Source organism: Arthrobacter sp. ASL1 (assembly GCF_056680475.1).
The window spans coordinates 619,320-643,375 of record NZ_CM155284.1 but is presented as its reverse complement, the minus strand read 5'-3'; the positions used below and the strand labels follow the sequence as shown (position 1 = coordinate 643,375).

The 24,056-nt window shown below is 61.0% G+C and carries 18 protein-coding genes, 3 tRNA genes and 1 pseudogene; 15 read left to right on the top strand and 7 right to left on the bottom strand.

The annotated features are described in order from the left end of the window. Nucleotides 1-716 precede the first annotated feature (716 nt). From AC1MEQ_RS02955 to wecB, 5 genes are all read left to right on the top strand, one after another. Nucleotides 717-2,312, top strand: coding sequence for an NHL repeat-containing protein (locus AC1MEQ_RS02955; protein ID WP_479793790.1), 1,596 nt, complete (start codon nucleotides 717-719; stop codon nucleotides 2,310-2,312). 16 nt (nucleotides 2,313-2,328) lie between these two features. Then, nucleotides 2,329-3,123 (top strand): DUF6270 domain-containing protein, encoded by a 795-nt coding sequence (locus tag AC1MEQ_RS02950; RefSeq protein ID WP_479793788.1) that lies wholly within the window; start codon nucleotides 2,329-2,331, stop codon nucleotides 3,121-3,123. Between the two features lie 137 nt (nucleotides 3,124-3,260). Further along, entirely contained in the window at nucleotides 3,261-4,448 is a 1,188-nt protein-coding gene (locus tag AC1MEQ_RS02945) for a glycosyltransferase family 4 protein (RefSeq protein WP_479793786.1), read from the top strand. 243 nt (nucleotides 4,449-4,691) lie between these two features. Next, nucleotides 4,692-6,002 carry a UDP-N-acetyl-D-mannosamine dehydrogenase gene (gene wecC, locus AC1MEQ_RS02940; RefSeq protein ID WP_479793784.1) on the top strand — a complete coding sequence of 437 codons (1,311 nt, stop codon included), beginning with the start codon at nucleotides 4,692-4,694 and terminating at the stop codon, nucleotides 6,000-6,002. A gap of 45 nt (nucleotides 6,003-6,047) precedes the next feature. Next, entirely contained in the window at nucleotides 6,048-7,214 is a 1,167-nt protein-coding gene (gene wecB, locus AC1MEQ_RS02935) for a non-hydrolyzing UDP-N-acetylglucosamine 2-epimerase (protein ID WP_479793783.1), read from the top strand. A gap of 29 nt (nucleotides 7,215-7,243) precedes the next feature. Here the strand turns inward: wecB and AC1MEQ_RS02930 are convergent, their stop codons facing one another. After that, nucleotides 7,244-7,930: a response regulator gene (locus tag AC1MEQ_RS02930; RefSeq protein WP_479793781.1), complete on the bottom strand. Its 687-nt coding sequence runs from the start codon at nucleotides 7,928-7,930 to the stop codon at nucleotides 7,244-7,246. Continuing rightward, nucleotides 7,931-9,118 (bottom strand): sensor histidine kinase, encoded by a 1,188-nt coding sequence (locus AC1MEQ_RS02925; protein WP_479793779.1) that lies wholly within the window; start codon nucleotides 9,116-9,118, stop codon nucleotides 7,931-7,933. Between the two features lie 121 nt (nucleotides 9,119-9,239). On the opposite strand from AC1MEQ_RS02925, the gene AC1MEQ_RS02920 reads away from it, so the two are divergent. Beyond that, nucleotides 9,240-10,298: a 3-isopropylmalate dehydrogenase gene (locus tag AC1MEQ_RS02920; protein ID WP_479793777.1), complete on the top strand. Its 1,059-nt coding sequence runs from the start codon at nucleotides 9,240-9,242 to the stop codon at nucleotides 10,296-10,298. A gap of 69 nt (nucleotides 10,299-10,367) precedes the next feature. Next, complete coding sequence (locus tag AC1MEQ_RS02915) at nucleotides 10,368-11,459, top strand: branched-chain amino acid aminotransferase (RefSeq protein ID WP_479793776.1); 1,092 nt, start codon at nucleotides 10,368-10,370, stop codon at nucleotides 11,457-11,459. Nucleotides 11,460-11,627: 168 nt separating this feature from the next. On the opposite strand, the gene AC1MEQ_RS02910 is transcribed toward AC1MEQ_RS02915, so the two are convergent. Continuing rightward, nucleotides 11,628-12,713 (bottom strand): hypothetical protein, encoded by a 1,086-nt coding sequence (locus AC1MEQ_RS02910; RefSeq protein WP_479793774.1) that lies wholly within the window; start codon nucleotides 12,711-12,713, stop codon nucleotides 11,628-11,630. Between the two features lie 299 nt (nucleotides 12,714-13,012). On the opposite strand from AC1MEQ_RS02910, the gene galE reads away from it, so the two are divergent. From galE to AC1MEQ_RS02880, 6 genes are all read left to right on the top strand, one after another. Then, a complete protein-coding gene (galE, locus tag AC1MEQ_RS02905; RefSeq protein WP_479793772.1) occupies nucleotides 13,013-14,125 on the top strand; it encodes a UDP-glucose 4-epimerase GalE in 1,113 nt (370 codons plus the stop codon). 3 nt (nucleotides 14,126-14,128) lie between these two features. Further along, entirely contained in the window at nucleotides 14,129-14,890 is a 762-nt protein-coding gene (locus AC1MEQ_RS02900) for a fumarylacetoacetate hydrolase family protein (RefSeq protein ID WP_479793770.1), read from the top strand. A 323-nt stretch (nucleotides 14,891-15,213) separates the two neighbouring features. Then, nucleotides 15,214-16,722 carry a glutamate--tRNA ligase gene (gene gltX, locus AC1MEQ_RS02895; RefSeq protein WP_479793768.1) on the top strand — a complete coding sequence of 503 codons (1,509 nt, stop codon included), beginning with the start codon at nucleotides 15,214-15,216 and terminating at the stop codon, nucleotides 16,720-16,722. 121 nt (nucleotides 16,723-16,843) lie between these two features. Then, nucleotides 16,844-16,915, top strand: a tRNA-Gln gene (locus AC1MEQ_RS02890). 63 nt (nucleotides 16,916-16,978) lie between these two features. Next, nucleotides 16,979-17,051 (top strand) — tRNA-Glu (locus tag AC1MEQ_RS02885). 49 nt (nucleotides 17,052-17,100) lie between these two features. Further along, nucleotides 17,101-17,173: transfer RNA gene (locus tag AC1MEQ_RS02880), tRNA-Glu, on the top strand. A gap of 404 nt (nucleotides 17,174-17,577) precedes the next feature. Here the strand turns inward: AC1MEQ_RS02880 and AC1MEQ_RS02875 are convergent. Then, a pseudogene (locus AC1MEQ_RS02875) lies at nucleotides 17,578-19,061 on the bottom strand (integrase core domain-containing protein). Between the two features lie 613 nt (nucleotides 19,062-19,674). Here AC1MEQ_RS02875 and AC1MEQ_RS02870 point away from each other — a divergent pair. Further along, nucleotides 19,675-20,091 (top strand): hypothetical protein, encoded by a 417-nt coding sequence (locus AC1MEQ_RS02870; protein WP_479793766.1) that lies wholly within the window; start codon nucleotides 19,675-19,677, stop codon nucleotides 20,089-20,091. A 134-nt stretch (nucleotides 20,092-20,225) separates the two neighbouring features. Here the strand turns inward: AC1MEQ_RS02870 and AC1MEQ_RS02865 are convergent, their stop codons facing one another. The 3 genes from AC1MEQ_RS02865 to AC1MEQ_RS02855 all read right to left on the bottom strand — a co-directional run bounded on the left by AC1MEQ_RS02865 (nucleotide 20,226) and on the right by AC1MEQ_RS02855 (nucleotide 22,926). Then, the gene (locus AC1MEQ_RS02865) at nucleotides 20,226-21,227 is read right to left on the bottom strand and encodes an IS481 family transposase (RefSeq protein WP_479796024.1); all 1,002 of its coding nucleotides are present in this window, start codon (nucleotides 21,225-21,227) and stop codon (nucleotides 20,226-20,228) included. Between the two features lie 56 nt (nucleotides 21,228-21,283). After that, nucleotides 21,284-22,078, bottom strand: a complete 795-nt coding sequence (locus tag AC1MEQ_RS02860; RefSeq protein WP_479793764.1) for a transposase — start codon at nucleotides 22,076-22,078, stop codon at nucleotides 21,284-21,286. 521 nt (nucleotides 22,079-22,599) lie between these two features. Beyond that, nucleotides 22,600-22,926, bottom strand: coding sequence for a hypothetical protein (locus AC1MEQ_RS02855; protein ID WP_479793763.1), 327 nt, complete (start codon nucleotides 22,924-22,926; stop codon nucleotides 22,600-22,602). A 221-nt stretch (nucleotides 22,927-23,147) separates the two neighbouring features. Between AC1MEQ_RS02855 and AC1MEQ_RS02850 the strand changes: the two genes are divergently transcribed. Continuing rightward, a complete protein-coding gene (locus AC1MEQ_RS02850) occupies nucleotides 23,148-23,936 on the top strand; it encodes a hypothetical protein (protein ID WP_479793762.1) in 789 nt (262 codons plus the stop codon). The last annotated feature ends 120 nt before the right edge of the window (nucleotides 23,937-24,056 follow it).

Genomic DNA, 24,056 nt, shown 5'->3' with positions numbered 1-24,056 from the left:
GTGCGATTGTGCGGCTGACCGGTGGACCGCTGATGCCGAGCCCCCGGTATCTCCTGGTGACCCACCTGAACTCGCTTCCTGTTGGCATGGCTGGAATGCATGCGGCACTGAGTCTACTAGGTTCGCACCCGCCGAAAGGGGAGCGAGCGGGCCGGAACACTTGGCCACTTCGTGGGCAGCCGTCCATGAAAGAACGAGGGTAGGAATAATTGCCGATGGATGAACGTCGAAAACGACTAGTGCGTTCGCCTCGATATGCCCTGACTGCTTGCATGGCCGTGTTGCTTCTGGCGACAGTGTCTAGCTGCGATCGGGGACCTGGTACCCCGGACTCGACCACAACTTCGGGGACGCCAAACTCCTCATCGGCTCCCGCTAAAGCTCCAAAGTCGCTGACCCCGGGAGAGCACCAGGTGGGCCAACCCATCCGCGCCACCAATACTGCGAAGGGAACATTCACCACCACCGCATCGGGGGAGCCGGTAGCGGCGTATGTCGCCACGGGCGTTCCAGCCACTCTCAATGTCGTCAGCACCCGAACAGGCGAACTCTTGAGTACAGCGACTCTCAAAGGTGGGGCAAACCAAATGGTCAGCTCCCGCGCACTAGCGTCCAGTGTTCGAGATCACCAGGTCTATATCGGTCTTGCCGACGGCAGGGCATTTACCTACGACGTCGATGGTAGAAAACTCACTCGACTTCCGAAAGCTCCCGGCATGGAACGGGCTTCATTCTGGAACGCAGCCGCCTTGGACGATGGTCGGATACTGTTCTCGACGTACCCCAAGGCGAGGCTGCTCGCCTTCGATCCGTCACGACGCAAATGGCAGGACTTCGGACCCCTCGGGACGGAAAACAACTACGCGATGGGCATCAGCACGATACGTGAGATGGCCTATGTCGGGACCGGCACTAAGGACCCAGCCCTTTGGCAAATCGACACGAACACAGGAAGCAAACGCAAGATCGAACTTCCCCGCCCCGACAAGGACGTAGACAGGGACTTCGTGTACGACACTGCCATCGTAGGAACCAGAATATTCGCCCGGGTGGACTCCGAGCAGGCGATTTATAGCTACGACGGAAGGACCCGCACCTGGAAGAAAGTGGTTTCCGGTGCCGTCAGGGGATTGGCTGCATCGCTACCTGGTGAGCCGGAGAGACTGTACTGGACCAGCCAGGACGGCCGCCTGCATGCTTTCGATCCACATTCGAGTAGTGACCACGTGGTGGGAGGCAACAAGACATTCGGGGAGATTAGGGGTTATGCATGGCAGGATGCCGACGCCAATGGCAGCAACGAATCCTTGGTATCCATTAACGCCAGCGGGGAAGTCATTCGTTGGAATTCCGAAACCGGAGAATTGACGTTGCTGCCGGGTCGTGGTTTGCCGGCGGCCTTGAGGATCCGGTCACTCGGGACAGATTCGGCTGGCAATATCCTGGTCGGGGCCATGGGAACCGCCCCGTTTTTCGCCCGCTATCCACTGGAGGGCGGTGAAGCCGAACATTACCCGCTGCGTGGCCAGGTCGAGTCGTTTGGACACATAGGGGAGGACCTCATAGTTGGCACCTATCCAGGGGCCGAGATAGAGATGGTACCGGGTGATTTCCGTGTGCCCCAGCAGCCAATGAGACATTGGGAAGTCGGACATGGCCAAGACCGCCCTCTTGCTATCGAGCCGCTTACCGAGGACCGTTTTGCGGTTGCCACCATGCCTGTCTACGGGAAGACCGGTGGTGCAGTTTCACTCTTGAGGGTCGACGGGGGGATTGAAAAGGTCCTGACCGAGGTGAGTCCTGGACGGACTCCGTTGACACTGGCCCACACGCAGGAATATCTGTATGTCGGCACCGGGAGCACGGGAGGGTTGGGGAGCGAAGCTGAGCTAGGGGAAGGGACAGTGCTACTTCTTGATGTTCGGACCGGTAAAACGCTTCGATCCACGACTCCGATGCCCGGAGACGCCACGGTCTCGTCACTGTTGATCGACGGAACGGGCCGTTTGTGGGGATGGAGTGTGGATGCGGTATTTGAGATGAATCCGCGAACCCTCAACGTCAAACAGAAGGCAAGGTACTCAAAGGCCCAGGATATGAAGTCATACGCGCGGGGCCGCAACCTCGTCGATCTAGGAGATCGGCTGGCAGGCAGCGCCAGAGGAAAAATCTTCCTCATTGACAAGGACACATTGAAGCGTCGCAACATAGCGAAGGGCAACAATCTAGTACTAGGCGGGGACGGTGAGCTCTACTACTCTCGCGGGTCGACAGTTTTCCGGTGGTCGTTCGGGAAGCAATTCACCAAGTAGTATTACTAAGCCTTCGATGACCCGAAAGGACGGAATGAAGGGACTATTCGCCTACGGGGGGTGCGTTACCCGGGACAGCTATGAAGCACTCAAGTCTGAGTACACATTGGAAGGCTACGTCGCCCGCCAATCGCTGGTCAGCGCAGCCCACAAACCAATCAGGGTTCCGCATAAAGCCACTCAACTGAACTCGCAATTTCAACAGCGACAGCTTCGCGGCGACGTCGAATCTTCTCTTTTTCCATCGCTTCGTGAGTCATTGGCGCGATGTGATGCCATTATTTTCGACTTGGTTGTCGAGCGTTTCGGCGTCCGTAAGTTTCAAGACGGCTTTCTGACACGGACGAATGAGCTGGCGCGCAGCGAACTGGCTCGTTCCCTGACGTCGGAACAGCCGACCATCCGCTTTGCAACGGACAGACATTTCAAATTGTGGAGTTTTGGTGCTCGGCAATTGCTCAAAGTACTGCAGAGCGAAGAGGCTCTCGAACGGACTATTGTCTTTGAAACGCCTTGGGCGAGTAGGACGAGAAGTGGCGTCGAGCTGGCCGGGTTCCGCAATCACACACCCGACGAAATGAATGTCCTGTATCGCCCTTACTACGAGTATCTGCGTGATCTGGGAATACGTGTCGAACGCTTCCCCGACGCCGTTGTGTTATCAGACGACAACCACCAATGGGGTCCCGCCCCGTACCACTACATTCCGGAAGCCTACGAATGGATGGCAGGAATAGTGAGGGGAATACCGCCGCGGCAGGCGAAGCCGATACACCGCCCTGGCACCGGAAATCACGCACAGTCCCAGTGACGTGCAGGAAACCTTAGTGGCCGTAGTCCTTGTCAGTCGTAAAGTTGGCCAGGCATGCTGATCGACTTGCCGACATCAACGTAGGGCGGCAAAACCACCACCGCAGGAAATTTTGGGGGGACATTCTGGTGAGGATCATGTTGGTCTCACATTCCTATTGGCCGGAGAGCACGCCACCTCAACGTCGGTGGACCGCTTTTGCCCGTGTCTTTCGGGAGCATGGTTGGGACATCGACGTTGTTGCGCCCCATCCTGTGGCCTTCGACGCCCCCGAAAACAGACGCCGAACGCATCTTCTCGATTTCGCCTCCGAAGTCGGCCCCTCTGGAGAAGTCATTCGGCGGTTCCCCGCCTTTCTGGAACCCCATTCGCGTAGCGGTCGCTTGATGCGACACTGCATCACAGCAGCTCTGAGTGTCCCGCGGGCGCTATTTGCGCCCAGCCCCGATCTCGTGGTCGTGACGATCCCCAGCCTTCCCCACGTCGTAGCAGGGTGGATGATCGCGCATTTGCGCAGGAAGCCCTTAGTAGTGGAAATGCGGGATGCTTGGCCGGATCTGGCGCATGACTCTCGCGTGGCCGCAAGCGCTGCTACCTCGATCCTGGACGCAGTCATGACCCGCATCCAGCGGAATGCCGAGTTGGTGGTGACGGTCACCGAGGGATTTCGCCTCCAATTGATGACACGGGGAGTACGTAAAGCTGTCACTGTTCCCAATGGGATCAGTAAGGAGCGTTTGCCCACGGTGTCACCTCGACGGATACATGGAGGCCCTCTCAGGGTGCTCTATATGGGGAACCACGGGGAAAGCCAGGGGCTCGATGTTGTCGTCCGTGCGGCTGCAATTGCCGGCTCCGCCGCCGACGTCCGCTTCGTTGGTTCGGGCACTGCCAAGGAACGATTGGAGGAGATCTCGAGAAAGACCGGTGCCAATGTCGACTTTTGGACTGTGGTCCATGGGGAAAGCATTGCGCGGCACTATGAATGGGCGGACACCTGCGTGGTATCGCTTCGAGCAGATTGGCCCAGCTTCACCTGGACCGTGCCGTCGAAGACCTTCGAAATCCTTGCTTCCGGCCGTCACATAACAGCGATACTTCGCGGGGAAGCGGCAAAAATCATCGAAGAGACTGGCAGCGGAGACGTCGTGGAGGCAGAACCCGAAGCTGTCGCAGCCTTGTGGTCGGAACTTGCAGCCGAACCTGATCGATTGTCGACCAACCTCCGAGGCCGCGACTGGGTATTGAACCATGCCGACATGCAGTTATTGGCCGAGCAATACATGAAATCACTCGTCGAAGCCGCGACGAAAACGACTTCATAAATCCGCTCAAGCAACACTCTTGAGATCGCCGATCCTGCAGTCGCGAACTGCCTTCTGCTGCTGAAATCTTCCGCTTTCAGCCCGATTGGTTACGCCCGATATGTCCGCCTTATGGGTAAATGGTAGGCTCACTGCGGAGAGTTTCAGCAGTAGTAGGCACCCACACAGGGACGAGTAGTCCCTCACACTCGCACAGTGAACAGAACGCTTACTCCTGCAAAGCATCAAGTTGAATGAGGGACTATGGCGGAAATCAATAAGGTAGCAGTCATTGGATTGGGCTACATTGGGCTGCCGACTGCGGCAATTCTGGCGGCGAATGGTCTGAACGTCAAAGGGGTTGATGTTAGCCAGAGGACCGTGGACGCCGTCAACGCGGGACAGGTGCCTTTCGTCGAGCCGGACTTGGGAGCTTTTGTCGCTGGCGCAGTCGCTCAAGGCACTCTCTCGGCTTCCCTTGAAACGCCAGAGGCCGACGCATACATCGTTGCTGTTCCCACCCCGTTCAATGCAGACCATTCGGCAGACCTTTCCTACATTGAGGCTGCCGCCGACAAGATCGCCCCGCAGCTCAAGGGCGATGAACTCGTGATCCTGGAGTCCACCTCCCCTCCCGGCGCCACCGAGCACATGGCGAACCGCATCCTGGCAGCTCGCCCGGATCTCAGCCTTGACACGCTCAAGGTGGCGCATTGCCCCGAGCGTGTCCTGCCCGGTCGTGTCATGGTCGAGCTGGTCACCAACGACCGCATCGTCGGGGGCCTGACTCCGGAAGCTGCCGAAGCGGCCCGGGACCTTTACTCGAATTTCTGCGATGCCGACATTCTGCTCACCGACGCCAAAACCGCTGAAATGGCCAAGCTGGTAGAAAACTCCTACCGCGACGTCAACATCGCGTTTGCCAACGAGCTCTCGATTATTTCCGACAAGCTCGGCATCAATGTCTGGGAACTGATCGAACTGGCCAACCGCCATCCACGCGTCAACATCCTGCAGCCCGGACCGGGTGTCGGCGGCCATTGCATCGCCGTCGATCCCTGGTTCATTGTCGCGGCTGCACCGGAAGACTCCAAGCTCATCAAGCAGGCGCGTGATTCTAACGATGGCAAACCAAACTGGGTCGTTCGCAAGGTCGAGAAGGCCCTCGAGGACACGAGTTCCGCAGCAACCGTGGCTGTATTGGGTCTTGCGTTCAAGGCCAACATTGACGATCTGAGGGAGTCGCCTGCCATTGGCATTGCTTCCCGGATAGCCGAGGAATTTGCCTCGGCGCGCATTCTTGTCGTCGAGCCGCACATCGAGGAACTGCCGAAGGCGCTTCATGGCAGGCCAAACATCGAGCTGGCCGAGCTGGACGCTGCATTGGAACTGGCTGACGTTGTGCTGCTCCTAGTTGACCATGACCAGTTCAAGACGGTTCCAACAGTTTCATTGGCCGGTAAGCGAGTGATCGATACCCGTGGCATCTGGGACCGTCCGGGCGGCACCACAGGCGATGTCGCTGTCATTCCGGGCATGCCGGAAAAGGCCGCCCACGCCATCGTGGCCCACTAGCTGCAGGTCGCGCCAAACGTGTCCTCACCCACTGAAAGCAGCCACATGCTGAAGATCATGCCCATTTATGGCACGCGTCCTGAAGCCATCAAAATGGCGCCCATCGTGAAGGCTCTCGAAGCGTCGGAGAAGTTCGAATGCATCGTGACCGTCACGGGACAGCACCGTGAAATGTTGGACCAAGTGAATGAGCTGTTCGGGATTACCCCCAGACACGACCTGAACATCATCAAACCTCGCCAAACGCTGAACAGTGTACTGACGAAAACCATCGAGGGCTTGGACGCCCTCTTCGCCGAGGACCAGCCGGACGCCGTCATCGTCCAGGGCGACACCACGACGGTGACCGCCGGCGCCTTGGCCGCCTTCAATCGGGGCATTCCGGTGATCCACGTCGAAGCGGGTCTTCGCAGCTTCAATATTTTTTCCCCCTTCCCGGAGGAGGCAAACCGGAAGATCACGTCGCAGGTGTCAAGCCTTCATCTCGCACCCACCTCGACCAGCCGGGACAACCTCATGCGGGAGGCCATCGACCCTGCGACCATCGTAGTCACCGGGAACACCGTCATCGACGCTCTGCTCGAAGTCGTCGAGCGCAGGGTTCCGTTCAAGGATGAAACCCTCGAACATCTGACGGAAGAGGGCAAGCGTCTGGTCCTGGTTACCAGCCACCGCCGAGAAAACCAGGGCGAGGCAATGCGCGGTATTGGCCGCGCCCTGGCCCGGTTGGCTGATGCCGAACCTGAAGTGCACTTCATCCTTCCGGCGCACAAGAACCCAGCCGTCCGCGAAGCGCTGCTTCCGGCGATCCAGGACAAGTCCAATGTCACGGTCACGGAGCCGCTCGCGTATGGAGAGTTCACCCGCATGCTCGCTGCCGCGGAGGTGGTTCTGACGGACTCCGGCGGAGTCCAGGAAGAGGCCCCGGGACTCGGTAAGCCCGTCCTGGTCATGCGCGATAACACTGAGCGGCCGGAAGCCGTCCACGCCGGAACCGTCAAGCTCATTGGCACCGATGAGGATCGGATCTTTGGCGAGGTCAGCACCCTCCTGAACGATCGGGCAGCCTACGACGAGATGGCCAACGCGGTGAACCCCTATGGCGATGGCCATGCGGCCGAGCGTACTGTGGCGGCCATTGCCGAACTACTCGGCGTGGGCACGAGAATGCCTGACTTCGATGTCGAGGAGCTGGCCTCCAACCCCGTCTAAGCGCAGGGCCGGCTGCTCTGGTCAAGCTGCTAAGGCGAGACGATCCCCGTCGCGTAGGCGATGACGACGGCGTGGACGCGATCGCGCGCCTGCAGTTTGGCCAAGATGCGCCCCACATGCGTCTTGACCGTGGCCTCGGAGAGGAATAGTCCGGCGGCGATCTCCGGGTTGGACTTGCCCAGGGCGATGAGCTCGAAGACCTCCCTCTCGCGAGCCGTCAGTGACGCCACCGCCGCCTTGTGTACGGACGCGCCCGCCGCTGGTCGGCGCAGCATCGGCGCCACGTGGTTCAGCAGGCGGCGGGTCGTGGACGGAGCGATCACGGCATCACCCCGGTACACGGTCCGAATGGCCTCGAGCAGTTCCTCGGGCGGAGCGTCCTTGAGCAGGAAACCACTCGCTCCGGCCTGAATGGCGGCCAGCGCATACTCGTCCAGGTCGAAGGTCGTCAGGACAATGACACGCGGCCCGCCAGAACCGCCGTCGAGCAGTTTTCCCGTCGTCTCGATCCCGTTCATCTCCGGCATGCGCACGTCCATGAGCACGACGTCGGCGTGCGCCAATGCGGGTGAGGCCAGAGCCTCACGCCCATTGGCAGCTTCGGCCACCACCTCGAGGTCGGACTGGGAGTTGATCAACATCCGGAAGCCGCTGCGGACCAGGAGCTGGTCGTCGACCAGGCCTACGGTGATCGTGTTGGTGCTCTCGGTATTCACTTAGTCCTCGGTGTAGGGGATGAAGATGCTGGCAGAAAATCCGCCATTGGGCCGTGGCCCCGTCTCGATACGTCCATCGTAGAGCGCCACACGTTCAGCCATGCCGACCAGGCCCTGCTGGGCCCCGACGTTGTCCTCTGTTGCGGCCGCGCCCCGGCCATCGTCGACGACTTCCAGCTCCAGCCCGGTGCTGGTCCACTCCAGCCGGACATCGGCCCGGGCCGCGGGACCGGCGTGCTTGATCGTATTGGTGAGTGCCTCCTGGACGGCGCGGTAGCCCGTGAGCTCGGCACCTGGCGGCACGTCCCGCCGGCGGGAGCCCTTTACTAAGTAGCCGACCTCAAGGCCGGCCTTCCGAGTGGCTTCCAACAGTTCGGGCACGTCCTCCAACGTGGGCAGGGGGCGGGTGGAAGCCTGCTCATCTCCACGCAGGACACCCAGCAGTCGGCGCATTTCCCGCAGGGATTTGCGCCCAGTTTCTGAGATGGTGCCAAGGGTCGCCCTGGCAATCTCGGGGTCCTTCTCACCGGCGTATCGGGCGCCGTCGGCCTGCGTGATGATGACAGACAGCGAATGGGCCACGATGTCGTGCATCTCGCGCGCAATGCGGCCGCGTTCATCAGAGGCTGCCAGCTCTCGTTCCTGTTGGCGCTCGACTTCCAGCCGGGCGGCCCGGTCTTCTAGGGCTTGGAACGCCAAGCGTCGGGTCCGCGCAAGGTCCCCAAAGGTCCAGGACACCAGGACGAGCAGCGAGAGCCCCACGAAATTCATCAGGAACGATTGGATGCTCGGGGGCCCAGCGGATGAGCCATAGCGAAGGGTGGCTAGTATCGCGCCGCCGATTCCGACGGCCAGGACGGCCAGGGACTGCCAGCGCTTCCCGTACTTGGCCAGACCATAGACCGTGATGATCACGGCAACTTGGGAACCGAGGAATGTCGGGATGAAGGCCAACTGGACCAGGCAGCCAAAGACGATCACAGCGGCACTCCGCGCTGGATGCGAACGTCGCCAGATCAACGGCAGGAGCTGCAGGGTCACGCAGAGGAATTCAATGGGACCGTGTCCGAAGCCGGCCATGATGACCGGGGCGATGCCAAACAGCAGCCACGCCATCAAGCCGGTGATCGTATCGACCTTGCGGGGGTTGTCCCGAAGCCAGCGGTCGACGGCGCGGTGCGGAGTCATGGTGTCACTCTACTTTTTGATCCCAGGACCACGCGTCATGCCCAGGTATGTCGCGACCGCCCTCGTCTTGAATGTTGAGACGGTTTGTCCGGGATGTGGACGCAGGCTTAATCTGGATTGTATGAGCAAAGTGATTGATATGGCGGTAATCCCCGGTGACGGCATTGGTCCGGAGGTCATTGCGGAAGCCATCAAGGTGTTGAAGAAGGCGACGGAGAACGGCGAGCACTCGCTTCGCATTACGGACTACCAACTCGGGGCCCGGCACTGGTTGGCCACGGGGGAGACGCTCACCGACGAGACCCTGGAGGCTCTTCGCGCGCACGACGTCATCCTCTTCGGGGCCGTCGGTGCCGCTCCAGGAGACACGCGCATACCGTCCGGGCTGATCGAACGCGAGCTGCTGCTCAAGCTCCGTTTCAGCCTCGACCACTACGTCAACCTGCGCCCCGCCAAGCTCTACGAAGGCGTACCCAGCCCGCTGGCAGCCCCTGGCAGCATCGACTTCCTGGTTGTCCGCGAAGGCACCGAGGGCCCGTACGTCGGAAATGGGGGAGCGTTACGCGTCGGCACCGAGCACGAAATCGCGACCGAGGTATCCGTAAACACGGCATACGGCGTCGAGCGCGTCGTCCGCGAGGCGTTCCGCCGTGCCACCGAACGTCCGCGTCGCCATGTCACCCTGGTCCACAAACACAACGTACTGGTCCATGCGGGGCACCTCTGGCGCCGCACCGTGCAAACGGTTGCCACGGAGTTCCCGGATGTCACCCATGACTACATGCACGTGGATGCCGCCACGATCTTCATGACCACCGACCCCGCGCGCTTCGACGTCATCGTCACCGACAACCTGTTCGGTGACATCCTGACGGACTTGGCAGGAGCCGTCACGGGGGGCATCGGCCTCGCCGCGTCGGGCAACATCAACATGGCGGGCACGGGGCCATCCATGTTCGAACCCGTCCACGGCTCGGCCCCAGACATCGCCGGGCAGCAGAAGGCCGACCCGACGGCCGCCATCCTCTCTGCAGCGCTTCTGCTCGAGCACGTGGGCTTGGCAGATGCGGCACGTCGCGTTGCGGCTGCAGTCGAGAAGGACATCGATTCCCGCGCGGAGCTGACTGATTCGCGAACGACGGCCGAGATCGGCGATGCGATCGCGCTGGCCCTGTCATAAGCTGGGCTTGATAGAGCGCCGCGCGTGACGAGCGGCACGAACACATTGCAGAGGAAGTGCGCAGGCACCATGGAATTCTCCCAACAGCTCTCCACCAACCCGAAGAGCGCCGAAGAGCGCGCCAAGATCCTGGAAGATCCCGGGTTTGGCGACTACTTCACCGACCACACGGCAGTCGTCGACTGGACCCAGGATGCCTCAGGCAGGGGTACCTGGCATGACGCCCGGATCGAACCGTACGGGCCGATCATGATGGATCCGGCTGCCGCAGTGCTTCACTATGGCCAGGAGATCTTCGAAGGGCTGAAGGCCTACCGTCACGCCGATGGCAGCGTCTGGACCTTCCGTCCGGAAGCCAACGCGGCCCGGTTCAACGCCTCCGCGCGTCGGCTGGCTCTCCCCGAACTGCCGACCAGTGTGTTCATCGATTCCCTGAAGCGCTTGGCTGCCGTTGATGAGGCGTGGGTCCCCTCGGGCGACGGAGAAGCGCTTTACCTGCGCCCCTTCATGATCGCGACGGAGGCATTCCTCGGAGTGCGCCCCTCGCGTGAAGTCTCCTACCGGGTCATCGCCTCACCGGCCGGCAACTACTTCGGTGGCGAGCTCAAGCCGGTGTCCATTTGGCTGTCCACGAACTATGCACGTGCCGGACACGGTGGCACCGGTGAAGCCAAGTGTGGTGGCAACTATGCCGCATCGCTGGCGGCCCAGCTCGAGGCCGAGGCCCACGGCTGCAAGCAGGTCCTCTTCCTGGACCCAACCAATGACAACGCCGTCGACGAACTGGGGGGCATGAATGTCTTCTTCGTCTTCAAGGACGGGACGTTGGTCACCCCCGAACTCAATGGCAACATCCTGCACGGGGTCACGCGCTCCTCGGTTCTTGAGCTGGCCCAGGAACGAGGCTTGACCGTGCAGGAGCGGAAGATCACGATCGATGAGTGGCGGCAGACAGCGGAAGACGGCTCGCTGGCGGAGGTCTTCGCCTGCGGGACTGCTGCGGTCATCACCCCCATCGGGGAATTAAAGACCGCAGACGAAACGATAACGAGCCCGGAGCCGGGACCGGATTCCGTGGCCATGGGCATCCGCACACAGCTTCTGGGCATCCAGACCGGCACCAACGAGGATACCCGCGGTTGGTTGACGCGTCTGGTGTAGTAGCAACCCTCGAAGGCTCTGGCCGGCGCACCGTGATGGTGCGTCGGCAGTACTGCGTTCGGGAAATGCGAGTCGTGCAGCATGGAGCACCTACTGATTACCCCATTTCGGATTGGCAGGAACGGCAGTTGACGAGCGGCTAGTTGGTCACGGAATCCTAGCCGCAAACTATTCGGGCGTTGTTGACAACAGTCTGGTCCTCAGCATTTCCGGCACCCCACCGCTACCTCGGCGAACTGCTTTTGCGAGTAGGTAGAGGCAGGCGTCGAGCGGGAGCGATAAACGATCTGCGACCTCTTGACCAACAAGGTCGGATACCTTTTCGGGATTCCAATTAGTAATGTCGTCGATGTGGAAACGCATAGGTTTTGCCCACTGTGTGAAGGCCTTGTCTGCCTGCGGGACACGGCGCCGATTAATCTCGTGGGAGTCAATCGTCAGGAAAGCAACAAAAAACACTTCCGGCTTCGCGGCCTTTTCTAGCCAGCGACCGAAACCCAATAGGATGACCTTTTCTACGTCTGCTGCTCTGATATCAGCTTCTTCTCTGGCTTCCCTCAGTGCACCGTTGGCAAAAAGGGTCGAAGCGGGCAGTTCTGAGGCGCCTTGGTAGTCTTGCGGCTCCAAAGAACCGGAGCCGGTCGGCGCGAGAAGCCCTCGAGCGCTGTCATTGTTCATGGACTGCATGACCACGACAAACTGGCCATCCGTGGTTATGCCGAGAACGGAGACACCGACGGCATTGAGGAGCCAGCTGTCGCCAAAATCACGAATGGAATGACGTCTATCGATGAATAATGGGCGACCCGTTGCGAACTGGATATGCCCGTCAATGTAAGTGTCGTTCATTGCGAATCGATCGGTTGCCAGATGATCCCAGTAGTGGGCTTCCACAGTCTGCAAATGGTCCGGCATGGAAGCAGACGTGAGTCCCAAATTTGAAGAAATACCCAGGACCGGCTCGTTGTAAGCATTCGGATCCTTACTGACGCGTCGACGTCGAAATAGATTACCGAACTGCCGAATTTCGGATGGCACAACGTATGCAGTCTTCCCCGAACTAGCCGATACCTTGTCCTCCGACAGCGCTGCCGTCGTAACTCGATCCAGGATGAGAGTCCCGTTGCTCCCAATCCGGATATCGAACCTTGGGTTTGTTGCCAGGACGTCGATGACCTTCTCGAAGTTGTCTGTTGTCCGAGGTGAAAACTGGGTAAGCTCCGCTTCGTCACGAGACCGTTTAATATCGATCACGACTAGCAGGATAGAGACTGCGCCAACCACCACCTGGACCCACACCGGGATGGTGACCCCGAGGCCAATAAAGCTTCCGAGCGTCAAAAGAAGGCTCAGCAGGATCCATCGAACGGTCCAAAGCATTTCTAGGTACAGGATTGCTTTCGCCCGCAGCCGACGCTTAATTCTCAACAAGTTACGGCCTCTCCCGGGTATTTAGTTGCTCCGACGTAGTGATCTTAGATGGTCGGTGGTGATCCGGAACGCTGTGTTCAGGTCATGCGCACCGGCGCAATTCAAATCGGTAGGATGAACAAATGCGCATTCTCGTCACCGGCGGTGCCGGCTATATCGGATCCCACACCGTGCTCTTGCTTCTGGAAGAGGGACACGAGGTCCACGTCCTGGACAACTTCTCGAATTCTTCGCCCGAATCGCTTCGTCGCGTGGCGGAACTGACTGGACACCGTACGCACATACACGAGGCCGACCTACTGAACCCGGCTTCCGTCGAGGCGGTTCTCGGCGCGGCACTTCCAGATGCGGTGATCCATTTTGCCGGCCTTAAGGCAGTGGGCGAATCGGCACTGCGACCATTGTGGTATTACCGGAACAATGTGACCGGGACACTCAACCTCTTGGAGGCGATGGACAAGTGTGACATTCGAACGATCGTCTTCAGTTCGTCGGCGACTGTCTACGGCGAGGCCGGGGGAGTGGTCGAATACACGGAGCAACTTCCGCTGTCTGCCATGAACCCTTACGGGCGTACGAAGATGCACATTGAACAGATGCTGGACGATCTCGCGGCATCAGACGCACGTTGGAACGTCGCCAAACTGCGGTATTTCAATCCTGTTGGAGCCCACGAATCCGGACGAATCGGAGAAGACCCGCAAGGAACGCCCAATAACCTCATGCCGTTCGTCGCCCAGGTCGCGGTGGGGCGTCGGGAGAAGGTGAGCGTCTTCGGCGATGACTATCCCACCAGCGATGGCACCGGTGTGCGGGACTACATCCATGTCGTCGACCTAGCAACCGGTCACCTCACGGCACTGGAATATCTCCTTGACCACGGCGGTCTGCACGCATGGAACCTAGGGAGCGGAACCGGTTCGTCGGTTCTCGACGTCATCAAGGCATTCTCGCGCATCTCGGGCCGCGATGTGCCATACGAAGTGACCGGCCGTCGCCCTGGCGACCTGCCGGCGTATTGGGCCGACCCAACGCTGGCCCGCGAAGAGCTTGGGTGGAAGTCTGAACGGGGTCTTGAAGACATGGTCACAGATGTTTGGCGATGGCAATCAGCCAATCCCCGGGGCTACGTGGACGATGCGTACGAAGCGACGGCGTTGAACGGCCGTGCGGATGCGGTTGAAGGCGAGTCGGACGCCAAACACGGTGACGGCGATTCCTCTACTAAGCTATAACTTATGCGTATTGCTCGGTTTGTTCTGGACGATGACCCCATGTACGGCGTAGTCGACGGCGAGGAGGTGGCCGTCATCGCTGGTGATCCGTTTTTCCAAGGCGTACAGCCCACCGGTGCCCGTCATCGGCTCGACGACGTCCGCCTGTTGGCGCCGATCATTCCCCGGTCCAAGGTGGTTTGTTTTGGGCGTACCTACGCCGAGCACGCGAAGGAGCTCGGGAACGAGGTTCCGGTGGCACCGCTGATGTTCCTCAAGCCCAACACCTCAGTAGTGGGCCCCGGCGACCCGATTACTCTCCCGGCGTTTTCAGAAGAAATCTCCTATGAAGCCGAGCTAGCCGTCGTCATCGGCCGCATCTGCAAGGACGTCCCCGCAGACAAAGCCGGCGAGGTGATCTTTGGTTACACGTGTGCTAACGATCTGACGGCCCGGGATGTGCAGATGACAGATAATCAGTGGGCACGGGCCAAAGGGTGGGACGGTTCTTGCCCGATCGGCCCGTGGATCGAAACGGACCTGGACGTCGAAGACGTGCGCATCCGAGGGCGTCTGGACGGTGAAACGGTTCAGGATGGCAACACGACGCTGATGGTCTGGAGTGTTCCGGAACTAGTGTCCTACGCGTCGCAGGCATTCACGCTTCTTCCCGGCGACATCCTGCTCACCGGAACGCCGGCAGGTGTCGGTCTTCTCCGGGAAGGACAGCGCTATGACGTCGAAATCGAGGGCATCGGAACTCTGACGAACACCTTCCGACGGTAGGGGACGCTTGTACGGCAGGCGCAGTGTTGGACGCGCCGTGCGTCTGGCCATGACGGATATGCAACGGAGCAGAGCGTCGCGGCCCATATGGCAGAAGCGGCTGACCGCTCTCTGGAGCATCACGTGGGTGCTGGTCATTTGCTCCAGGATCTCCTATCGAATGCATTGGCCGGTTCCCCTGACCGCGGCGCTGCTGACCGTGGCCATCATCTTGGCAGTTGCTTTGCTGATACGCCGCACCGTGGCCGCTGTACGAGGACGGCGGAACGGCACCAGCGACTCATCCAGACGGCCACGGTCTCCGTACTAGGATGGAAACCATCATGACTGAGCCATCCCAGATCCCCACTGTCACCGACGAAACCCCAGTCCGCGTCCGCTTCTGCCCGTCCCCAACGGGCACGCCGCACGTTGGCCTCATCCGTACCGCGCTGTTCAACTGGGCGTACGCCCGGCACACCGGCGGGAAGATGGTCTTCCGCATCGAGGACACCGACGCCAAACGCGATTCAGAGGAAAGCTACGAGCAACTGCTCGACGCGCTCGACTGGTTGGGAATTACCTGGGACGAGGGGGTCGTCGTGGGTGGACCACATGAGCCGTACCGGCAGTCCGAACGTGCCGACATCTACGAGGACGCGATCGCCAAACTGCGCGGTGCGGGCCACCTCTATGAATCGTTCTCCACACCCGAGGAAGTCGAAGCGCGACACCGGGCGGCAGGGGAAGACCCCAAGCTCGGTTACGACAACTTTGATCGCTCGCTGACTGAGGAACAGGTGGGTTCCTTCCGTGCCGAGGGGCGGGAGCCGGTACTTCGGCTTCGCATGCCAGAGGACGACTTGACCTTTACCGACTTGGTCCGCGGTGAAATCACTTTCAAGGCCGGAACCGTTCCGGATTTCGCCGTCGTCCGTGCCAACGGTAAGCCTCTCTACACACTGGTCAATCCAGTTGATGACGCTCTGATGGGCATAACCCATGTCCTGCGAGGTGAAGACCTCCTTTCTTCTACCCCGCGGCAAATCGCGCTCTACCGCGCCATGATCGACGTCGGCATCGCCCAGTACATGCCCCTGTTCGGGCACCTGCCCTACGTCATGGGCGCCGGCAACAAGAAGCTCTCCAAGCGCGATCCGGAGTCTAGCCTTTTCCTTCACCGCGATCGCGGGTTCATCCCCGAAGGCCTGTTGAACTATCTGGCCTTGCTGGGATGGAGCCTGTCGGCCGACGAGGACATCTTCAGCCGGGAGACGCTGGTCGAGGCCTTTGACATCCACGATGTGCTGGCCAACCCCGCCCGCTTCGACCTCAAGAAGGCTGAAGCCATTAACGGCACACACGTCCGCCTGCTGCCCCGCCAGGACTTCCGCGACCGGTTGGTCCCTTACCTCCATCGTGCGGGCCTCACCGGGGAAACACTGACCACTAATGAGGGGCTCACTCTAGATGAGGCCGCCCCCCTGGTGCAGGAACGCGTCACGCTGCTGGGTGAGGCGCCGGACATGATCGAGTTCCTGTTCCGCGGCGACGACGAGATCGTCATCCACCAAGATGCCCTTAAGGGTTTGCCGGGGAATGCCGACGAGGTGTTGGAGACGGCGGCGACTGCCCTCAAGAAGTTGGTAGTCTGGGATGCCGAGTCCATTCAAAGTGTGCTGCGGTCGAGCCTGATCGACGGACTGGGCATCAAGCCGCGCCTCGCATTCAGCCCGTTGCGCACTGCGGTCTCCGGCAAGCGGATATCGCCGCCGTTGTTCGAGTCCATGGTCATACTTGGCAAGGATTCTTCGCTCGCGCGGCTGGAAGCGTTTAGAGCGACACTGGCCTGACAGTCAAGGGTTGCGCGAGCAAGGCTGATTTTGATTTTACCGGGCCCCTCGGGTAAAGTAATTACTCGTGCTGAGGCACCGAGAATGACCCGTACGGGAGTTCTGGGGCCCCGGCAACCATTGGGATATGGTGTAATTGGCAACACATCGGTTTCTGGTACCGACATTCTAGGTTCGAGTCCTGGTATCCCAGCGCTACAGCCGGATCAAATTCTGCGCCGGCTGGCATTGTCCGGAAAGCTTTCGGACAGGCTATGGCCCCATCGTATAGCGGCCTAGTACGCTGCCCTCTCACGGCGGTAACGCGGGTTCGAATCCCGCTGGGGTCACGTTCGCAAGAACACGGCGGCATCAGCCATTCAACGGTGCAAGCTATACGGCCCCATCGTATAGCGGCCTAGTACGCTGCCCTCTCACGGCGGTAACGCGGGTTCGAATCCCGCTGGGGTCACTTATAGAGAGTCGCAGCGCATCAAATCGAATGCGCTGCGCTTTCGGGGCGAGTAGCAGGAACCCTGCAAGTTCGAGGCCTGATCGTATCTTCCTTCGTTCTCGTGTCCTGGTCGGCGATGACCGCGCAACCGTGCTGGCTGCCATTGCTGTCCCCAACCAGCCAGGTAGCAACCACGGAACCTCGACGGATGCGGACAGTCCGGAAAATCGTCCGCCATCTGACCGGCATCGACGTCGAAATGGAGATGCCGCCAATGGTTTTGATGTCACGTTGGCGAGTACGGGTTGATGGTACGGATGGTCCGGCGACTTGGTGTGAAACCTCATCACTTCGTGGACACCGGATCTCGTTACTTCGTGGACAGTGAATCTCATGGCTTCGTCTACAGCTACCAGTGCTCACTACGAGTCCTGGAAGGCCTGAACTGAGCTCGGGTTGAATACCTCTGGCACTTGTTCTTCACGCTGGGTATATTGCTCGCGGTACGCAGCTGCTTTCCGCGCCCATTGCTTCGTAGGGTGCGTTAGCTGCACTCCCTGGATCGCGTATGAGGCCACCCACCTTCCACGCATCATCAATGCGATCAGGGGAAGCGGGAAGGAGAACACGATTTCGCTGGTGTGCGGATCCGAGAGCAGGAATTCGTGGTCGGTGATCGTTCGATGGAACTGGCGTCCGGCAAACGTCGTCGGCAATCCCACCTGATATCCCTGATAGTAGACCTGCCGGTTGTCCGCGGTGACGTCCACGAGCATTTGATTGGCCGGCTGCGGCACGTCCTGGCCGATGAGGACGTCCTCATCGATGATCTTCCCCGTTTTGGACACGGTCACCGTGGCACGCCCCAACTCAAGGCCTTGGAGCTTGCGCTTCTGGCGGTACTCGGCGGCCTTGGCCTCGAGCACGGTCAGCGCCAACGGCTCCGTGGCCGGGGTATGGGGGAGTAGTTCCCAAGCTGTGTGAGGGGTGGATTGGTCAAGGGACTGGTGCGGACGGCGCTGGTTGTAATGCTGTCTATAGCGGGTGATCCGTGCGCGCAATTGGTCCAGCGTGGCGGGTCGGTCGGCCGTGAGAAACCGCTGCAGGGTTTGATGTGAGCGTTCATTCTTGCCCTGGGTGGTGGGTTTGCCGGGCAGGCCGCTGATCGGCATGGTGCCCTTGGAGGCCAGGAAGATCTCCACGGCCCCGATCCTGCCTTGGCGCAGTTGGTTGAACGCCAACGAATTGTCGCTCAGGACCTCTTGCGGGGCTCCGTGGGCGTCGATGGCCGTGGCAAGGACACGTTGGGCATCGGTGCTGTTCTCCTCCCGCTGGTAGGCCCAGGTCCCCACGTCGTAGCGGGTGGCATCGTCAAGTAGCTGGTAGACCGTCACCGTGGTGCCGTCGGCCAGCCGGAACTCGAAGGCGTCGAGTTGCCACAGTGCCATCGCGGTGGCCCGCACGAAGGGGATGTAGGAGGATTTCGGGCGTTTACGTGGTGCCCGTTCGACCTGCCCAACGGCGGCCAGTAGCCTGCCGATCGTGGCCACGGAGGGGGCCTTCTCCCCGGGGAAGGAGTCCTGGATATTTGCCTCGTAGTAGATCGTGTGCGGGCCGTAGTCCCATCCGTCTTCAAGTCCCATCCGTCTTCCTTGAGCTGATTGCGGATCCTGACCAGCTCGTTGACGACTTCCGGCCCGTAGCGGCGTGCGGGCTGTTTCGGCGCCCGGGAGCGGGGATGCAGGGTGGCTGTTGATTCGGTACTCGCGCGGTTGCGGATCTTGTAGAACACGCTGCGGGAGATTTTCAGTGATTTGCAGAACTCGCTCACTGTCAGGGCGTGGGGTTGTGTCGGGTCGTAGTTGATGATCGCAGCCCGGGTGCTGGGCGAAAGTACATTGGTCATGGCATCGACTTTTCCAGCCTGCTACGCAAGGGCAAATGTCCACGATGTCGTGAGACATCCTGTCCACGATGTCATGAGATCGTGTGTCCACGATGCTTTGAGACAGGACAGACGAAGCCATGAGATCCACTGTCCACGAAGTGAAGAGATCCGGTGTCCACGAAGTGACGAGGTTACACACCACCTACCCGGACCAGCGGTACCCTAAAGCCGTGCTCGCCAGTCACGTCGCTAATGAACGCGCGAACCATTCGATTATTCCAGCGCCGAGACCGAGGCCCTGGTGATTTAAACCCATCGCTCGATCGCAAAATATTGCGAATTGCGCACTTGAGTGACCGGGTTGCGTGCCCTGAACGTTCTACAGAACGACGGAGTCAGGTCAGTTGGTCGCGGTGACGTGATGAGTGGCGGTGGCGAATTGCTTTATGCGGGGCACTCTGCAGCTTCATTTGTGGGCAGGATAGTTACCCACCAACATCGACAAGGTCAACTGGGGGTCGACGGTACAAAGAACCAGTTGTGCTGACGAGGCACGCTTACAAGAATTCACTAACCTAGGACTTAGCATTATAGAAGAATCTGATAAAGCATTTGTTTGGGGGAGTTTACCTTGAAGAAGAAGTATGTGTCTTTTTTCGTCCTCGTTCTGCTATCGCTGACTGGGTGTTCCGGGGGTGGTTCAGCAGGATCGGAGACTTTGTCGTCCAAGCCAAAATCAACTACCGAAACGATAGGGCTGTCAGAGCTTAGGGAACGCTTTGTCGAGGCGGGTTTCGTGTGTGAGGACTGGTCCGTTACCGATCCATTCGCGAAGGCACTTTCATCTGGATCTTGCGGTTCGGCCGCACGACTCGGTTCTTTTGCGTCCAAAAAGGACGTAGATGACCAAGTGGACGAGAGCCGGAAATGGTCTGAGGAGAACAACGTAGAAAAAAGAAGTTGGGTAATTGGTGACAATTGGATTATCGACGCCGCAGATACGAGTGAGGTCAGGAACAGACTGGGCGGGAAGATCGTGAACTTCTAGGACGTTGCTGATTTAGTGGCTATTGGGGTTGGCCGGTGCGGATGCATCGGGGCCGGCCTCTCGCGTATCTGGTGCCCGAGTCCGGGGCAGGGTGGATTCGGCCGTTTTCGGGGTTTCATGGATTTCGTAGACCGCTAGATGTACTTCCCCGTGAGGTTGTGAACGCGGGCTGAGGGGGTCTGGCCGCCGATGCCGGTGTGGGGTCTGTGGTGATTATAGTGATGCAGCCATGACTCGTAGGCGATGGTTCGCTCAGCTTCGCTGGCATAGGGCTTCGCGTAGGCCCATTCAGCGGCGAGGGTGCGGTTGAATCTCTCGACCTTGCCGTTGGTCTGCGGTCGGTAGGGTTTGGTCCACTTGTGCTTGACGTTCTCTCCGAGGGCGTCCGCGAAGGCATGGGACCGGTAGCAAGCACCGTTGTCGGTCATTACCGCGGTGACGCTCACGCCCAGGGTCGCGAAGAACGCGTTCGCGCGGGTCCAGAACCCGGCGGCGGTCTCCTTGCGTTCGTCGTCGAGGATCTCCGAGTACGCGACCCGGGAGTGGTCATCGACGGCGTGGTGCAGGTACCGGTAGCCGCGTGAGCCCGCCGCGCCGGCACGCGTCGCCTTTGCCCGGGCGATCCCGGAAGCGCGGTCCTGCACGGATCCCTTCCCGTGAACGCGCCACCCACCGCCGTCCGGGATACGGCCTTGCTTCTTGATGTCTACGTGTACGAGCTGTCCGGGCCGGTCGACCTCGTAACGCACCGGCTTGGGTTTACGGACCGGCAGACCAGTGGCCTGGTCGATATTCGCCAGCCTCGGCAGGCCGTACCGGGCCAGGACTCGCCCGACCGTCGAGCGATGTAAGCGCAGGTGATAGGCGATACGGTGCGGCCCCCATCGGCGCGTGAACCGCAACGCGACGATCCGCCGCTCTGTTTTCAGCGGAAGACGGTTCGGCGATGTCTGGGGCCTCGAGCTGCGATCCGTCAACGCCAGGCCGGCCCGGTATCGGTCAGCCCATCGCTTCGCTGTCGACGGTGAGCATTGGAACCGTTCCGCCGCCCGACGCAACGGCCAGCCCCGATCGACGATGAGAACAGCAAGACGACGACGCCCCTCGGGCGTCAAAGGCGCGTTAGCGTGAGTCACGAAGACCTCCGTGGTCAGGATGCGAGTGTGGTAACCCACATCCTGCCCGGAGGTCTTCACCTACCCCAGCCGTTCACAACCTGCCGGGGAAGTACAGCTAGAGGGGCATCCACGGCACCCTGAAGATGCTGGTTTGGATGCAGGGGTGCCCGCCCCGGCCTCTCAGGCCAGGGCCCAGGCCAAGTGTGCTGGTGCAGGCCCAGCACGAGCATCCGCCGCAGGTTCAGACCCGCCAGACGGGTCTGCAGCCAGGCGTTGTTCCTCGCTGTTCCGCGGTGTCTGAGCCGGCGGTTGTTCTTGTCCACGTTCCAGGCGATGCCCGGTTCGACGAGGGGCCGGTATTGCCGGTACTCGTGTTGGATCCCAACCTGTTTTGCGTCGGCACGGTGGGTGCGTTGGCGGCCGCGATGGTTGGTGATGACGACCTTGCGCCCCTTCTTCGCCTTCGTGCACATATCCCGCAAAGGGCAGCCCTTGCCCGCGGCCCCGAAGTTCACGTTGCCCTTGGCGCTGATCTTGCGCACCACTTGGTTCGGGCAGGTCAGCGTCTGGTTCTGCTCGTCGTAGGTGAAGTCGTACAGCACGTACCCGCCGGGCACCGCCGGACGCAGCGGCTTGGGCTTGACCAGGGCCTGGTGCCCGGCGTTCTCGAGGTGTTCGAGCATCTCCCCGGATCCGTACGCCGAATCCCCGAGTACCTGGAGCACCTGCCCGTCCTCGAGCGGGGCGTCGGCAACGCCTGGGGCGTTGGTGGCCGGTTCGTCCCCGCCGCCGGTGGTGTCGGCGGTGGCGGGGATGGAGGGATCAGTGGCGAGCAACGCGATCCCGGCGGCGGCGTCGGAGGAGCCCACAGGCGGCTCGGGTGGCGTGGCTGCTGATAAAGATCCCGGTCTCGGGTTCTGCTGTGTGTGATCAACTATTTCTAGGCCAGTTCAGCGGGGAACTCCTGCCAAGTGTGTGGCAGGTTTCCTGCCGAATGAGCGATAACAATCAGGCCACGCCATGTCACCGGAAGCAGCGGTTCGGCATTGCGGAGATTGTGCACCTTGGTGGCCCGGGTGCCCCATGTCCGGTGTCTTGAAGGACATGGGCCCGCCACCGCCCGAAAGGTTCCTTCTGGCGCCGGCAATCCATTAGCTATGGCGCCGGAAGGGTTGGAAAGAAGATGACGGTACTGGTATTCGTTCAAGAAGATATCAGGCGCCTCGACGCGTAGGGAGTCCCCGGTCGGGAGCTCGCCCGGACCCTGGGCATCAGCCGCGATTCCGTGGCCAAGTACATAGGGATGGAGGACTTCTCACGGTCCACGCAGACATCAACACGGCCTGGCGGATCGGTGATGACCGGGTTCGAGGAGGTCATCGACACCTGGCTAACCGAGGACCAGCAGCGTCGGCGCAAGCAGCGCCATACTGCCAAGCGGGTCTTCGACCGCCGGGTCGACGAGCACGGCTTCACCGGCTCCTACTCGCCTGTCCAGCGGTACGTGAAGCGGTTCAGGGCCCGTCGCCGAGCCCCGGGCGAGGGGTACGCGGAACTGGTCTGGCGGGCGGGAACCGCGCAGGTCGACTTCGGCCAGGCAGGGGCCATCTTCGCCGGGGTCCGGCAGCTGCTCCCTGTGCTGGTGGTGACGTTCCCGTTTTCGAACATGCCCTTCGTGCAGGCCTACCGCGGCGAGACCGCCGAGTGTGTCTGCCACGGGCTGCGGGCCATCTTCGAGCTCATCGGTGCGGCACCGCGGATGCTGGTGTTCGACGACGCCACCGGCGTGGGCCGGCGCACCGGGCAGAAGGTCGTCGAGTCCCGGCTCTTCAACGCCTCCAACCTCCACTACCGGGCCAGGCGCGCTATTTCAATCTGGAGTCGGGCAACGAGAAGGGCAACGTTGAGAACCCGGTCGGCTTCCTGCGCCGGAACCTGGTGGTCCCCGAACCCGGGGCCGCGACCCTGGCAGGGTCGAACGAGATCGTGCCGGATCGTTGCCAGGCCCCGGCCGCCGCCACGCACTGGCGCAGGCACCTGTCGATCGGGGAGCTGTTCGACGGCGACATTGCCGCGTGCTTGGCACTGCCCGGGATCGGCTTCGATCCGGTGCGCTACGAGTCCCGCAAGGCCGACAAGGCCGGGAACATCCTCATCGAGGGCAACACCCATGCAGCAGGGCCGGCCTACCACTCGCGGACCCCCACGGTCGGGCTGCGGCACGACGTCGTGCAGGTCCTCGGCGAGCAGGCCGAGCCCAGCATCACGTTCGGACGCGTCTTCGGCAAGCAATCCACCGCGGTGTTCGAACCGGCATCATTGTTGCCGTTGCCGTTGCCGTTGCCGTTGCCGTTGCTGGTGCGCAAGCGCGGGGCCTGGTCGCATTCCCCGTTGCGGGAGGTGGTCCCGGATCCGGTGCGGGACTTGGTGGACCGGGCGGGTACCGCCGCGCGGCGGCGCCTGCTGAACGCGGTGGATGCCGCAGCGGGCCCGGCCGGCTTCGAGTCGGCCATCCAAGCCGCCGGGACCCTCATTCGCCTGGACGCCACCCCGGATCCGGCGGCGTTGGGGATGCTCGCCCGGCGGATCGCCCACGGGGCCGAACCACAGGGGAACCGGCATGAGCGGTGTGGAGGTCCAGGACATCATCGAGGCGGGAAGGGCCGCCACGCTGACCGGCACCGTGTTGGAGGAGTGGGCCGCCAGGAGCACCCCGAAACAGCGTAAGTAGCTGTTGGGGCTGCTCGAGGCCGAGTGCTAAGTCGGAGCTTTCAGTAGCGCCTGTGTAGGCATCCGGTAGCGCGGGCGCGGGCATCGGATAGCTCCTTCCGAGACCCGTACCCGGGT

Coding starts and splice junctions, on each gene's coding strand:
- AC1MEQ_RS02955 (WP_479793790.1), top strand. CDS start 717: ATGGAACGGGCTTCATTCTGGAACGCAGCCGCCTTGGACGATGGTCGG.
- AC1MEQ_RS02950 (WP_479793788.1), top strand. CDS start 2,329: ATGACCCGAAAGGACGGAATGAAGGGACTATTCGCCTACGGGGGGTGC.
- AC1MEQ_RS02945 (WP_479793786.1), top strand. CDS start 3,261: ATGTTGGTCTCACATTCCTATTGGCCGGAGAGCACGCCACCTCAACGT.
- wecC (WP_479793784.1), top strand. CDS start 4,692: ATGGCGGAAATCAATAAGGTAGCAGTCATTGGATTGGGCTACATTGGG.
- wecB (WP_479793783.1), top strand. CDS start 6,048: ATGCTGAAGATCATGCCCATTTATGGCACGCGTCCTGAAGCCATCAAA.
- AC1MEQ_RS02925 (WP_479793779.1), bottom strand. CDS start 9,118: ATGACTCCGCACCGCGCCGTCGACCGCTGGCTTCGGGACAACCCCCGC.
- AC1MEQ_RS02920 (WP_479793777.1), top strand. CDS start 9,240: ATGAGCAAAGTGATTGATATGGCGGTAATCCCCGGTGACGGCATTGGT.
- AC1MEQ_RS02915 (WP_479793776.1), top strand. CDS start 10,368: ATGGAATTCTCCCAACAGCTCTCCACCAACCCGAAGAGCGCCGAAGAG.
- galE (WP_479793772.1), top strand. CDS start 13,013: ATGCGCATTCTCGTCACCGGCGGTGCCGGCTATATCGGATCCCACACC.
- AC1MEQ_RS02900 (WP_479793770.1), top strand. CDS start 14,129: ATGCGTATTGCTCGGTTTGTTCTGGACGATGACCCCATGTACGGCGTA.
- gltX (WP_479793768.1), top strand. CDS start 15,214: ATGACTGAGCCATCCCAGATCCCCACTGTCACCGACGAAACCCCAGTC.